The organism is bacterium (assembly GCA_024226335.1).
GTDB lineage: Bacteria > Myxococcota_A > UBA9160 > SZUA-336 > SZUA-336 > JAAELY01.
The window spans coordinates 1-13,120 of record JAAELY010000157.1 but is presented as its reverse complement, the minus strand read 5'-3'; the positions used below and the strand labels follow the sequence as shown (position 1 = coordinate 13,120).

Sequence of the window (13,120 nt, the reverse complement as noted above, 5' to 3'; positions counted from 1 at the left end):
TGGGACTGGGCGAACGCGGGATCAGTCTCGGCGGAGTTGGCGGACTACCTTGTCCAGCAGGTCTTTGATTTCGCCTGACATATCGAGGAACTCCACACCCATCCCGGGTGCTGAGTCCGCCTTGCCGTCGCTGATCCAGGCACAGCGACCCTCGAGCTGAACGGGCTCGGCGAGTGTCGGCAGGGTAATCAGCAGACTGACCACCTCGCCGAGATCGACGGGACTTTCGGTTTCGATGAAGAGGCCGCCTTCATTGATGTTCGAGGCGAACTCGCTGAAAAACGCGTCCACCCCGGAGTAGTCGACCGGAATCTTGATTGCGGCGCGTTCCGAATGACGACGATCGGCTTTCGAGCCAGTACTGGATGACATGGGACACCTCCGACTTTTCATGGATCGTCTGGGGTGTCGGCAAACTTGAGTCTCAGGCCGGATCGAGCCATCCGCTGCGTGCGAAACTCACATAGGATTCGGCAGCGACCACGACATGGTCCACCAGGCGGATACCCAGAATCTCCCCTGCCCTGGCCAGGCGCCGCGTCACTTCGTGGTCTTCCCTGCTCGGGGCGGGATCTCCGCTGGGGTGATTATGCAACACCAGGATGGCCGCTGCTGTCTCCCGCAACGCGGGCGCGAACACCTCTCGCGGATGGACGAGACTCTGGTTCAAGCTTCCGCGACTCACTTCGACCTCACCTATGACGCGGTGGCGCGAGTCGAGCAACACGGTCATGAAGACTTCCTGGCGACAATGACGCAGCCGGGTTCCGAAACAAGAGAAGATCTGTTCGGGGGACTGGAGCTTTTCGCCGGGCACGAGTGGCTGTTGAGCGAGCCGCGAGCCGAGTTCAAAAGCCGCGCGCAATGACGCAATCTTGACCGGACCCATACCCGGCACGCGCGCCAGTTCGGCATTTCCCGCGCGCGCGAGCGCGTCGAGTGAGCCGAACTCCTGAACGAGGTCGTCGGCCAGACGTGTCGCAGATGCACCGGCGCGTCCCGTACGCAGGGACAAGGCGAGCAACTCGATCAGGGAGAGTGGCGCCGCGCCCTCTCGAAGCAGCCTCTCTCGAGGCCGGTGGTACGGATTTTCGAAGGCGTCATTGGATCCCGGCACGTGTTTCCATCTCGGGGCGAGAAGGGAAGCCACCCGGGACCGGGTCTTCTGGATTTAGCGCATAATTCCGCGGAGTTCAGCGCCCACAGCCGTCACGTGAAGCTTCGATCTCGCTCCACAGGGGTGCGAAGGCCGCAGAGCCCATCTCGGGCGCAACCAGCGAGCGCAGGCTGGTCTGCGGGTCGGGCCGGGTACGCGCAAACGCAATCAGGAGTTCGAAGTAGTCGATGACGCGCGAAGCCGTCTGCAGGCCCAGTTCGAGTTCGATCGGACTGCCTGTGCGCAGCATATCGCCTGAATCGGTGCGGATCGTGCCTTTGTTCAGACGCCCGAGTCGTTTGAGCGCCTCGCGTCGGAAAAGATCGGCCAGTGATCCGGTCGGACGGAAGGCTCGGGCAAGGAGTTGCGGATCGATATCTCGACGCAACACATCGGCGCCGATGCGCAGACACGGATCCCCGAGCGAGAAGCCCGGGACCTGCAACGCGCTGCGAATCTGCGCGCCCGAAGGGGTCCGCGTGCCTTTCTCCATCAGGTCCAGGGTGAGGATGTGCTCTTTGCGGATCGGGTCGAAGCCATTTTTCGAACGCACCTCGACGTCGGCGTTCAAAGTCTTGACGCGGACCAGCACATCCTCGGCAACCTGAGCAACTTCGACCGACGTCACGTGTCCGCCGGAAACAGCGCCGCCGTCTTCTAGCTTGTCGGCCGTCTCGGCCAGCGCGAGCGTGAAACCGGCGAATCCGCGGCTCTTGCTGACGCGAACATCCGGCTCTTCAGTCGTGCGCAGCGTGAGCGTGGTGCGCCCGGCGAGATCCGTATGGCCGAAGAACACGAGGTTGTTCGGCAGCGGCTCCAGTTGGATGACGATCGCACTGGGAATTTTGCGCGAATTGAAGCCGACATTCTTGGACAGATAGCCGTCGGCCATCACGTGGATCTTCACATTGTCCTTGGTCGTGGTGTCGACCCGTGGTGGCAAGGTGATCAGGACGGGAGTCCTGGCCTGCTCATAGCGCTTCTGAAAGTTCGAGCGGATGTAGTAGAGGCCTACCGCCGCCTCGGCGGGTACCGTCTCGATCAGGACCTCGCGCTCGGCATACCAGTAGTTCCAACGACCGAGAAACGAAGAGATTCCGACCACGATGTTGCGCGGCGACCAGGCAGCGCGCTCCGGAGGCTGCAGATCGATCGATTCAGGTTCCGCGCGCACCGCTGTCGCCGGGTGGAGGCAGCAGAGAGATATCCAACAGAGCAGGAGGAGTCGCGGGCGCATCGTCGGGTCTCGCATGCCGCACCCAACGCGGCGCAGCTAGCTTATCCCCGCCTGCCCTCGAAGATCAAGCCGTGTCCTGATTCTCAGTCTGCTCGGCGCGGTCGTAGACGCCACTTTTTCCGCCGGACTTCCGAACGAGTTGAACTGCGTCAATCACCATGCCGCGATCCATTGACTTGCACATGTCGTAGATCGTCAGCGCAGCTGCAGACACCGCGACCAGTGCTTCCATCTCGACGCCCGTTCGTCCGGTCAGGCGCACGGTGGAGCGGATGTCGATGTGGCCGGCCGTCTCGTCGCATGCGAAGACCAGCTCGACGGACTCGATCGCGAGCGGATGGCACAGGGGAATCCAATCCGAAGTTCGCTTGGCGGCCTGGATGCCGGCGATCCGCGCAACTCCCAGGACGTCCCCCTTTTTGGCGGAACCTTCGGTCACCGCCCGGAGCGCTTCGGCGGACAGATGGACGCGGCCGCTGGCGATCGCTTCCCTGCGAGTCTCGCTCTTGTCGCCGACGTCGACCATGCGCGCTCGGCCCTGTACGTCGAAGTGCGTGGAGCGAAGTGCGGAACCAGATTTCTTGGCCATGTGCCGGCTAGCCGTGCTGTGGGCCCTGGCCGAGCCGAGGCTGCAGGTCCAACCCGCGGCGGATCTTTACGATGCGCTGCAAGTAGCCATCGCCGCGAATCCGGCTGCCCCAGAAGTACGCCGACACTCCGTCCTCTTCTCCGAGGCGGCGAATATTGTCGGCCAGCAGCAGACAACCCGCCTCGATGTTGGCCTCGAGATGTCCGGCGTTCCCGGGCAGTCCGGTGAGCTTGAACATATGCGGCATGACCTGCATGAGACCAATCGCGCCCTTCGGGCTGTACGCGTGCGGCCGCGCGCTGCTCTCAGCGATCAACACGGCGAGCACTAGATCAGGCGCGAGTGCGTGGTTATCGCCGCACTTCAGAATCGAATCCGCGATCCGGCTCGTGACGCTTGGCGCCAGGCGCCGGTTGAAGTCGTGAAGCTTGCCGACCACCCAGTCGCGCACCCCGGGCTCGACTGGAACGGGTTCGTTCTGGGCCGCGACTTCGATCGCACCATCGATCACCGGCCCGGCGGACAGGAGGGCGGCAGCGGACAGAATCACGAACCAGCGGCAGTGGGACATTTCATTCACGGGCCAGAGCGTACCAGCGAGCGGCCGCCTAGAAAAGGGCCGGTCCCGCTCGGGTGAGTTGTGGAGATGGCTGGAGCGCCTCTGATCGATTTGCGACCAGTCTCATAACTAGTTGAATTTAAACATGAATACAGGAGTGTCCCGAGGCGATTTCGGGCCGATCCTGAAATTCTGGCGAACCCTTCCTCTAATGCCACGATTGGCGGCAACCGATGCAGTATTCAGGGAGTCTCTGCGTTGAACATCATCTGTGAGGTCCGGGCTCACTTGCCCGAGGAACTGCGTGAACTCGCCGGCCGGCCAGGCTGGCCGCTGCGGTTCTGCGGCCCAGGTGGCACGTATTTCCTGGCCCCCGACGCGATGGCCCAGGCCCGGGCGCGGGGAATCGAGATGGAAGTCCTGCGCGAGATCCAGGAACGCGAACTGCCCGTGCACTTCGAGCTTCCCCACCAGGGTGCAGTCTGCGATCCGCCGCCCGAGGACGCACGGCTTTCGGTGCTCGCGCGCCTGCTGTCGGAGTGCCGCGCGGACGGCAGCGTGAACATCCGCTTTCTGGGGCGCAATCGCGCGGTTCCGGCGGATGGCTTCGCACTCGATCGCTCAGACGGCCAGCGCCGCTATGTGTGGCAGGTGGTCGATGCCGGCGAGGCGCCTTCAAGCCTGGACGAACGATTTCGGGCTCTGCGAGAACTCTGCGCCGCCGAGGACTCGCGGGTCGTGCTTTCGCTGGGTTCGGGCGGACTCAAACTCTTCGCTCACGCGACCGCGTTGCGCCTGATCGAGGCGATTGGCTGCGCGGAACACGTCCAGGAGATCTGGGGATCGAGCGCCGGGGCCATGGCGGGTCTCATGTATGCCCAGGGTCTGTCGCCGCATGCCATCGAGCAGCTCGGCTACGACCTGTACGCCGGCCGGGTCGATCTGGGGTTGCGACCTTCCAAGTTCCAGCTGGTCCGACGACTCGTCACCGACGCACTGCTACCGGTCACCGGGGGTACGCCAGCGGGCTTCGTCGACTGCGCAAAAGGCCTGGAGCGCGTACTGGAGCAATACTGTGCAGCGGTGAAACCGCGGCTTCCGTTCTTCTGTCCGGCGTTCAACGTCGGTGATTGTCGTCCCGAGGTGCTCACACCGATCGAAGTGCCCCAGCACCTCGCCGACTTCATGATCCAGACCGACCCGCGAGAGGCCGCGCTCGCTTCATCGACGGTCCCCCTGCTCTTCGTACCGCGCGTGATCCGGCGCGGAGACCGCGAGCTGCACTACATCGACGGATCGACGACTGAAGATGTGCCGCTGCACTCGATCGCACTGAAGTGGGATCGCGATCGCGAAGCGGGGACCGAGGAGCGCAAGCGACTGGTCATCCTGTACGTCAAGCTCACCGGCAGCCTGCACGCCTACGAAACGCACCCGCGACGCATCGGAAAACTCCGCCTGCTTCAGACGGTCGCGGCCGCCGGGATCGAGACCATGCACCGGCGCGACCTGGAACTGCTCGACCAGCGGACGGATGTGACCCTGCTGCCGCTAGAACTCGGCGACTCGAGTCCCGATTTCTTCGAAACGGGATTGATCCCCGAATACGTCAGCAAGGCGAAAGAAACCTTCCCCGAGCAGCTGATGGCCCTGGAAAGCCAGCTACGCCAGAGCCGAAGGACCTCTTCCGCAGCCTGACCCGCTACTCTCCTGCCATGGCCATGGACGCACCCAGCCTTCCGGCGAGTGTTGAGGGCGTCGTTCAGCGTCTTCTGGGCGTCGGCGTCCCTACCTATATAGTCGGCGGCGCCCTGCGCGACGAGATCCTCGAGCGGCCAGTGCGCGATTACGACCTGTTCGTGGAGGGCAGCCTCGAGGTCGTCGCGCGCGAACTCCCGGGTGCAAAGCTCATCGGTTCGGCCAACCCGGTCGTTGCGCTGCCCGCCCGGGAGGGGCGGCCGCGTATCGAGATCTCGGCCGCCCGCGCGGGCGCCAGCAGCCTCGAGCAAGACCTGGCCATGCGCGACTTCACCGTGAACGCGATCGCCTTCGATCCGGCTCGGAGCACCTGGCTCGACCCACTCGGGGGGCGCGATGATCTGGCCGCCGGTCGCCTCCGTGCGAGCGATCCACGCAGAGCGTTCGCCGACGACCCTGTGCGGATTGCGCGCGGGATCCGATTGGCCACCGAACTCGGCCTGCACACCGACCCGAACACCGCACGGGAGATGGTGCGCAATGCCTGGCGGCTGCTCGAATGCCCGGGCGAGCGTCTGCGGGACGAACTCTTCCGTGTGTTGCGGACGCCGGATCCGCGCGCGGCCCTGGCAGGCCTGCACGAGTGCGGTGCGCTCGGGGTCATCCTGCCCGAGGCGCTGCGCAGTTCGGGAATCGCCGCTGAACACCTGAGCGACGATCTGTTCAGGTATTCGCTCGAACTGTGCGCCCGCGTTCGCCCAGATCCGGTGCAACGCCTTGCCGCGCTATTGCACACGTGCGCTGTCGTCGACTGCAAGCGTTATCTTGCGGGCCGAGAGCACTGGGTATTCCTGCGGCCCCATCTGCGAACCGCCTTCTTTGTGCGGGCGGCGAGTCGCAGATTGCGCTGGTCGCGGCATCTTGCGACGGGTGTGGAACGGCGAATACGCCACTTCGGCCTGGCGTCGGAGCGGTGGATGGACGACGCTGCGATTCGCCGGATGCTCTGGCGAGTCGGCCGCGATATCCTCGAAGACGTGCTCGCGCTCGGACGCGCCGAACTGGAGCTCCGCTGTCAGGAGTCAGGTGGGGATGAGATCGAACACGCTTTGAAGATCCGGACCGAACTGGAATTACGCATTCGCGCGCTGAACCGAAACGACGCCGAGCATCTCGCAATCGGTGGCAAGGAAATCATGCAAGAGTTTTCGATCCCCGAGGGACCCGAAGTACAGCGCTGGTTGATGCGAGCGCGACGACGCGTGTGGACAAATCCCGAAGACAACACGCGCGCGCGCATTCTGGATTGGTTGCGCGCGGCCTTCGGCGAGGAGAGATAGGTGTATCCCACGATTATCGAGATCGGCTGGTTTCAAGTTTCCTCTTTCGGCGTGATGGTCGCGCTCGGCTTCTTGGTGGGCGGCTGGATCGCGGCGCGAGCATTTGAGGAAATGGGACTGGGCGGCGAGAACGCCTGGAACGTGCTCACCTGGTGCGTGATCGGCGGTTTGCTCGGTTCAAAACTCTGGTACGTCGGCGAGAATCTGGCGCGCCACTCCGATGCCGTGTTCTCCGAACTGCTGTTCAGTCGCGGGGGTCTCACCTGGTACGGCGGCTTGCTCGGTGGAGCGATCGGGGGGCTTTTCCAGGCTTGGAGGCTCGAAATTCCCCTGGTCGCAGCGATGAACGGATCCGCAGCCACTCTCGCAATTGGCCAGGCGCTCGGCCGCGTTGGCTGCTTCCTGGTCGGCGACGACTACGGTCGTCCCACGGATGGACCCTTCGGTATCGCGTTTCCCCAGGGCCTGCCACCCACGGAGATTCCGGTGCACCCGACGATGCTCTACGAAGTCGCCTGGCTGGTTCCAGCCGGCGCCATCCTGTGGGCACGCAGGTCGCGTTCCCCGTTTTTGTTCGGCGAGTATCTGATGTTCGCGGGCGCGGGACGTCTCTGGATCGAGGGACTGCGCATCAACCCCACGTTGATCGGACCACTGACAAACGCACAACTCGTAGCTCTGGGCTGCCTGATCGTAGGCTTTGCGAGCTGGATGATCTTCTACCGCAAACGCACAGCTGAACTCAGTTCGAGCGCGCCTGCCTGAGCGACTCCGCCAACCCCCGGGCTTCACGCGAGAGCTTCGGATCGAGTTGTTCGGCCGTCTCGGCGAGGCTCTTCAAGACCTGCTGTGCGCGCAGGCTCCAGCTCTCGGGATTCTCGGCGCTGTCCGAAACCCAGCTTGCCAGGTGTTCGACCGCGGTGTCGTTGTGGCCGGAGTAGTAGGCCTCCATTCCGTGCGCATAACGCACGGCACTCGGAAATGCGGGGTCGCTCGGGGCGTCTTCGCGTTCCAGCAGACGCCGCGCGTGTTCGAAATGACCGTTTTCGATCAGATTATCTACTGCCAGCCGGAAGCCCGCCGTCTTCGAACCAAACACGTCCTTGAGCAGATCCCCGAGCGGAATCTGGAACACAGCGCTGGTGCGTTTTGGATCTTCGATCAGGCTGCGCGCAACCGCACCACTGGGCGGAATCTGATGCAATACGATCAACAGCTGATCGCGCGTCTCCTCGAACAGGCGCGAAGCCTCGGCCCAGGACTCCATCATGCGCCGATGCCCGCCCTCGAATGCGCGCTCGAAGCCCTCGGCCAGCGGACCCGAAGCCGAGCCCTCCTCCATCATGCGCTGTAGACGCGGTCCGTAACTGGTCGTCAGGTAGTAGCCTTCGCGAAACTTCATGGTCTCGTGAAACAGCGCACCCACGGCCAGATCGAAGAGCTCCTCGGCCTGTACTTCGGTGAGTGGGCGGGCGTCGTTGACGCGAAACAACGCGTGACACTCTTCCTTCAGCCGGTGGAGCACATTGTCTTCCGCATCTCCGACCAACCCCTGCACGAGTTTGAAAGACAGACTCTGACTGCGCAGCCCTTCACCAATCTTGGCCGCCAGCACGAAGGCCTCCATGAAATCACGTACGATCTGGGCCAGCTTTCGCTCTCGCACTTCCACCGCGACGGAACTCCCCTGTTGATACTCTCGAGAAAATCGGACCCCCGGCGCTCGACCGAACGCCGGTCGAAATCGCCCGGGCTGCGGCGCACCCGTCTGGGCCGTAGAATGCAGCCCGTGATCCGCCGCCTACCCGCTTCTCGAACCGTGAACTTATCAGATCGCCTTGTCGCGGCGAGACCGCAATGAGTGCTTTCAGCAAGCGGCGGCTCGCGACCTGGGTCATCTTCGCGACGATCCTGATCGACTTCATCGGCTTCAGCATCCTGATTCCGGTGTTGCCGCGCTTTCTGGACGTGCTCGGCGTCGCCGCCTTTCACGTCCCACTGATCACCGCGCTGTACGCGCTGGGACTCGTGCTCTTCCTGCCCCTCTGGGGCTGGGCATCCGATCGTGTGGGCCGCCGTCCGATCCTGCTCACCTCACTTCTGGGCACGGCCGCCAGTTTCTTCCTTCTGGCGACTGCGGACTCCCTGCTGACCATCTACGTCGCCCGCCTGCTCGGCGGCTTCTTCGGCGCGAGTATCGGTGCGGCTCAGGCCTATATGACCGATCTGACCGACTCAGAAACGCGCACCGAGGGCATGGGGCTGATCGGAGCGGCGTCCGGGATCGGACTCGTTCTGGGCACGGCACTCGGTGGCGTGTTGGCCTGGGTCGATCTGGCCCTGCCGTTTTACGCGACGGCCGCCGTGGCCGGGCTCAACTTTCTTCTGGCGGCCTGGACACTGCCGGAGAGCCGCGCGCCGGGTTCAGACAATATTGGCTGGGGCGGGTTTGCGCGGGCCATGATTCCCGCTCCTTTGCTGGTCGCCGCCAGCGTTCACGACAATCGCACTCGGCTCTACCTCTATCTGTTTCTGCATATCTTCTTCGCCTTTTCCGCGATCGAAGCGATGTTTCCGCTTTTCGCTCGGGAACGCTTCATGTGGAACGAGCTGCAGATCGGCCTCTATATGGCCGCGGTCGCGTGCATCATGGGTTTGATCCAGGGCCTGGCGATCGCGCCCCTGACCCGGATCTGGGGAGACGTCCGACTGACCATCGGCGGGCTGGGGCTCATGGGCTGCGCGATCCTGGGAATTGCAGTGTCGTTCAACTTCGGCGTTTTGATGCTCTCCGGCGGGATGCTCGCGCTCGGTTCCGGCCTCGCCTTTCCCGCCTTCACCAGCTTGTTCTCGAGAGTCGCGGCCGATCACGAAGCCGGCGAATACATGAGCCAGAGCCAGGCCATGGTGAACACCGGGCGTACCATCGGGTCGTTTTGCTGGGGCTGGGTGTTCTACACCGCGGGCGCGGGAGCGCCGTTCCTTATCAGTGGCTTGAGCACGCTGGGCGCCATGGCCATCTTCGTGGCCGGTAGCCGCCTCTTGCTAGCCCGGAACTGACTCGGAGTCGGTCCTGGCCCGGATCGTGCGAAGGACGCACGGCGGACGGTGTTGTATCCTGCCCGGACAGGCCCGATCACCCCCAAACGGATCGAGCCACCAGCTGGATTGGGCCGGGAACTGCCGCGGATCAGCGCCGACCGGAGGCAGAGCCTGGAGGCTTCGACGCCCCGGGACTCCAAAGCGGCCCAGCCCCACAACCGAGGTTTCACATGAGCGAAGTTGAGAGAGAGCGACTGGACGTAGACATCCTTCTGGTAGGCGCAGGCCTCGCGAACCTGGCAGCGGTGATTCGCCTGCACCAGCTTTGCGAAGAAAAGGGCGTCGAGATGCCCGCCGTGCTCGTCATCGAGAAGGGCGCCGAGATCGGCGCTCACCAGCTCTCGGGCGCGATGATGGATCCGATTGCTCTCCAGGAACTCCTGCCGGATTTCCTGGAGCAGGGTTTCCCCTTTCACCATCAGTGCTCCTCGGATTACACGTGGATACTGACTGAAAAGAGCGGATTCACTTCGCCCGTAACTCCACCGCCGTTCGTCAACCACGGCAACTACGCCGTCTCGCTTTCCGATGTCGTGAAGTGGCTGGCCGAAAAGGCCGAGGGCCTCGGCATCGAGATCTACCCGGGCTTCCCGGCCGCGCGACCGATATTTGAAGGTGATCGAGTCGTCGGCGTGCAGATCCAGGATCGCGGGCTCGACAAGGACGGCTCGCAAAAAGGTGTGTTCGAAGCCGGCCCGGAGATCTACGCCAGTTGTGTTCTGTTTGGCGAAGGTCCGCGCGGTTCCTGCACGAAGCAGTTGCTGGACCGATTCGACATGCACGGCGAGAACCCACAGGCCTACGAGACGGGCATCAAGGAGATCTGGAAGATCAAGCCCGAGAACCACGTGCCCGGCCGCGTGATTCACACCATGGGCTGGCCGCAAGACCCGACGACGTTCGGCGGCGGTTGGGTCTACGACCTGAAGGACAATATGGTCTCGATCGGCTTCGTGAGCGGCCTGGACTACGACAACCCGCACACCGATCCGCACGACAGTATGCAGCGCTGGAAGACGCATCCCAAAATGCAGGCGCTGCTCGAAGGCGGTGAGTGCATCCGCTACGGCGCCAAGACAATGCCCGCCGGTGGCCACTTCTCGCAACCCAAGCTGTTCGCCAACGGCGCGATGATCGTCGGCGACTCTGCGGGTACCTGTAACGGCGAACGGCTCAAGGGCATTCACCTGGCGATCAAGAGCGGAATGCTCGCCGCCGAAGCGCTGATCGAAGCGATCCAGGAAGACGACTATTCCGAAAAGACACTCAGCAAGTACAAGGAACTCTACGACGCGAGCTGGGCGTACAAGGAGCACTGGAAGGCGCGCAACTTCCACGCTTCGTTCAGCTTCGTGCACAAGTGGCCCAAGTGGATGGGCTGGTTGCGACAGCTTCCCTGGATCGTGAACGGCCAGGCGCTCGCCATGATCACGGGCGGCCGGGGTCTGTTCAAACACGTCCGGTCGCACCCGGATCACACACATATGCAGAAGCTCGCAGACCTCTCGGCCAAGGAGCAGAAGAAGGCCGAGAAGATCGAGTACGACAACAAGCTGACGCTCGACAAGGTAACGGGCGTCGCGCTCGCGGGTTCGCGCCACGAGGTCGACCAGCCGTCGCACCTGAAGGTGGCAGATCTCAATGTCTGTGCGACGACCTGCGCCGAGGAGTACGGGAATCCGTGCGAGAACTTCTGCCCGGCAGAGGTGTACGAGATGATCCCGGACGACGCGAACGCCGGAAAGAACAAGCTCGTGATCCATCACGAGAACTGTCTGCACTGCAAGACCTGTGACATCGCGGATCCGTACGCACAGATCACCTGGACCACGCCCGAAGGTGGCGATGGGCCCGACTACTCGCAGATGTGAGCCGTTCGCTGGACGTCGGAATCGTTGGAGCCGGCCCGGCCGGGGCATTCTGCGCTGAACGCCTGGCCAAGGCCGGCCATCAGGTCTGTCTCTACGATCCGTCCCATCCCCGCGAGAAGGCGTGCGGTGGCGGTGTAACTCCCGGCGTGTTCGAACACCACCCGGAACTGCGCGAGCTGCGTGCACTGGGACGTCCGAGCCACTCCGTGCGATTGCGGGGCCCGGCGGGACGTGTACTGAACGTACCGATCGCGCAACCGATCGACGTGTTCTCGCGTCGGGTCTTCGACTCGGCCCTCGTCGATCGCGCGCGCAAAGCGGGCGCGCGCTTCGAAAGCGCGCGAGTGACGAATCTGAGCTTGAAGAAAGAGCAGATCGAACTCGAAGCCGGCGGCCAGCGGAACCGACACGATTTCGTAGTCGGAGCGGACGGACCGTCATCGATGGTGCGCCGCGCGCTGCTCGGTCACAAACCCGGCGACCCGTGCAGTTACGCCACGGCCGGCTTCTTCGTCGACGGCATCGAAGAAGACGAGCTGTACATCGAGTTCATCGCGGATTACCCGGGTTATCTCTGGGTGTTCCCGCGTCTGGATCACGTCTCGGTCGGAGTCGCAGCGCCGCTACACGCGGAGAACGGTCAGGCGTTGCAACGCCGCGTACTGAGCATGCTCGAACAACGCTATCCGGGAAGCCTCGACCACCCGCGCCGACCCTACGCCGCCAGCATCCCGGTCGCGGGAACGAAAAGCGCGCGTCGTCCGGTTCTCGGCGGGCCGCACTTCGCATTGATCGGTGATGCCGCCGCTCTACCCGACGCGATCACCGGCGAAGGCATCCAGCACGCCATCGACTCGGCGGCCACGCTCGCTTCCGCACTCTGCGAAGCCGGTCCGATGCGCGCACACGATCTGTACCGCGAGCGCTGGATGGCGAGCACGGGCAAGGACCTGGCACGCGCAGCGCAGATCGCCCGCTGGCTCTATTCGCCGCGAGGTGTGGATCTCGCACTCGCGTTGGGCAGTCGCAGTCGCAGGGTGAACCGGGTGATTTCTGAGATGTTGATGGTTGCGCAGCCGTATTCGACTTTGGGGCGGCGTTTGCTTCGGGATGCTTTGCGTCGGTTTTAGTTGGTTCGGGGGTTGAGGCAGGTGAGTCGGTCGAACGCCACCCCCGCCGGTCATGCTCCGCGCGCTTCGTTTGGACCTTGTGGCGCTCTTTGGTGGCTCCGAAATGCCCGGCGGGGGTGGCGTTCGACCTTCCCGCCGCGCTCGGCTGGTACGGGTGTTTGGGGAGGTGGGTGGCGTGGTGGAGAGGAATTCCTTTGGTGTGGGGTGTACACCTGATAGGGTTGACTAAGGATGTCCCGGGTCATTGGACTGGAGGTTCATTGGACTGGAGGAAGGGTCATGGCGGTTGCAGTGAGATTGTTGAATTGCTTCGCACTGATGGCCTTGGTGATGATGATCGGCGCGGTTGCTGATCGCGCCGGGGCAAGCACCCTGCCTTTCGGAACAGACTTCACGATCGAAGTTACGAACTTCGGTGGAGCCTCCGGAACGGTATCT

At 63.5% G+C, this 13,120-nt stretch carries 12 protein-coding genes; 6 read left to right on the top strand and 6 right to left on the bottom strand.

Annotated elements, in window-relative coordinates; all coding sequences use genetic code 11:
* Window positions 1-21: 21 nt before the first annotated feature.
* The 5 genes from GY725_07450 to GY725_07430 form a co-directional block, all read right to left on the bottom strand.
* Window positions 22-372: a TIGR02266 family protein gene (locus GY725_07450; protein ID MCP4004014.1), complete on the bottom strand. Its 351-nt coding sequence runs from the start codon at window positions 370-372 to the stop codon at window positions 22-24.
* Between the two features lie 52 nt (window positions 373-424).
* Entirely contained in the window at window positions 425-1,117 is a 693-nt protein-coding gene (locus GY725_07445) for a JAB domain-containing protein (protein ID MCP4004013.1), read from the bottom strand.
* 76 nt (window positions 1,118-1,193) lie between these two features.
* The gene (locus GY725_07440; protein ID MCP4004012.1) at window positions 1,194-2,330 is read right to left on the bottom strand and encodes a hypothetical protein; all 1,137 of its coding nucleotides are present in this window, start codon (window positions 2,328-2,330) and stop codon (window positions 1,194-1,196) included.
* A gap of 127 nt (window positions 2,331-2,457) precedes the next feature.
* Window positions 2,458-2,982 (bottom strand): cyclic pyranopterin monophosphate synthase MoaC, encoded by a 525-nt coding sequence (gene moaC / locus GY725_07435; protein ID MCP4004011.1) that lies wholly within the window; start codon window positions 2,980-2,982, stop codon window positions 2,458-2,460.
* A 7-nt stretch (window positions 2,983-2,989) separates the two neighbouring features.
* Window positions 2,990-3,553 (bottom strand): lytic transglycosylase domain-containing protein, encoded by a 564-nt coding sequence (locus GY725_07430; GenBank protein MCP4004010.1) that lies wholly within the window; start codon window positions 3,551-3,553, stop codon window positions 2,990-2,992.
* A gap of 246 nt (window positions 3,554-3,799) precedes the next feature.
* Here GY725_07430 and GY725_07425 point away from each other — a divergent pair, with 246 nt between their 5' ends.
* The 3 genes from GY725_07425 to GY725_07415 are packed head-to-tail and all read left to right on the top strand — an operon-like array spanning window position 3,800 to window position 7,344.
* Window positions 3,800-5,239 (top strand): patatin-like phospholipase family protein, encoded by a 1,440-nt coding sequence (locus tag GY725_07425; protein MCP4004009.1) that lies wholly within the window; start codon window positions 3,800-3,802, stop codon window positions 5,237-5,239.
* Window positions 5,240-5,256: 17 nt separating this feature from the next.
* Window positions 5,257-6,579: a CCA tRNA nucleotidyltransferase gene (locus GY725_07420; protein ID MCP4004008.1), complete on the top strand. Its 1,323-nt coding sequence runs from the start codon at window positions 5,257-5,259 to the stop codon at window positions 6,577-6,579.
* Window positions 6,580-7,344, top strand: a complete 765-nt coding sequence (locus GY725_07415) for a prolipoprotein diacylglyceryl transferase (GenBank protein ID MCP4004007.1) — start codon at window positions 6,580-6,582, stop codon at window positions 7,342-7,344.
* On the opposite strand, the gene GY725_07410 is transcribed toward GY725_07415, so the two are convergent.
* Window positions 7,322-8,251 carry a hypothetical protein gene (locus GY725_07410; GenBank protein MCP4004006.1) on the bottom strand — a complete coding sequence of 310 codons (930 nt, stop codon included), beginning with the start codon at window positions 8,249-8,251 and terminating at the stop codon, window positions 7,322-7,324. The two genes, GY725_07415 and GY725_07410, sit on opposite strands and share 23 nt — an antisense overlap.
* A gap of 185 nt (window positions 8,252-8,436) precedes the next feature.
* Between GY725_07410 and GY725_07405 the strand changes: the two genes are divergently transcribed.
* The 3 genes from GY725_07405 to GY725_07395 all read left to right on the top strand — a co-directional run bounded on the left by GY725_07405 (window position 8,437) and on the right by GY725_07395 (window position 12,682).
* Window positions 8,437-9,639, top strand: a complete 1,203-nt coding sequence (locus GY725_07405; protein MCP4004005.1) for an MFS transporter — start codon at window positions 8,437-8,439, stop codon at window positions 9,637-9,639.
* A 212-nt stretch (window positions 9,640-9,851) separates the two neighbouring features.
* Window positions 9,852-11,552, top strand: coding sequence for an electron transfer flavoprotein-ubiquinone oxidoreductase (locus GY725_07400; GenBank protein ID MCP4004004.1), 1,701 nt, complete (start codon window positions 9,852-9,854; stop codon window positions 11,550-11,552).
* Entirely contained in the window at window positions 11,549-12,682 is a 1,134-nt protein-coding gene (locus tag GY725_07395) for an NAD(P)/FAD-dependent oxidoreductase (protein ID MCP4004003.1), read from the top strand. Before GY725_07400 ends, GY725_07395 begins: the two co-directional genes overlap by 4 nt.
* Window positions 12,683-13,120: the final 438 nt, after the last annotated feature.

Excerpts from the sequence above, each read along its gene's own strand:
- GY725_07450 (MCP4004014.1), bottom strand. The coding sequence starts at position 372 with ATGTCATCCAGTACTGGCTCGAAAGCCGATCGTCGTCATTCGGAACGC.
- moaC (MCP4004011.1), bottom strand. The coding sequence starts at position 2,982 with ATGGCCAAGAAATCTGGTTCCGCACTTCGCTCCACGCACTTCGACGTA.
- GY725_07430 (MCP4004010.1), bottom strand. The coding sequence starts at position 3,553 with ATGTCCCACTGCCGCTGGTTCGTGATTCTGTCCGCTGCCGCCCTCCTG.
- GY725_07420 (MCP4004008.1), top strand. The coding sequence starts at position 5,257 with ATGGCCATGGACGCACCCAGCCTTCCGGCGAGTGTTGAGGGCGTCGTT.
- GY725_07405 (MCP4004005.1), top strand. The coding sequence starts at position 8,437 with ATGAGTGCTTTCAGCAAGCGGCGGCTCGCGACCTGGGTCATCTTCGCG.
- GY725_07400 (MCP4004004.1), top strand. The coding sequence starts at position 9,852 with ATGAGCGAAGTTGAGAGAGAGCGACTGGACGTAGACATCCTTCTGGTA.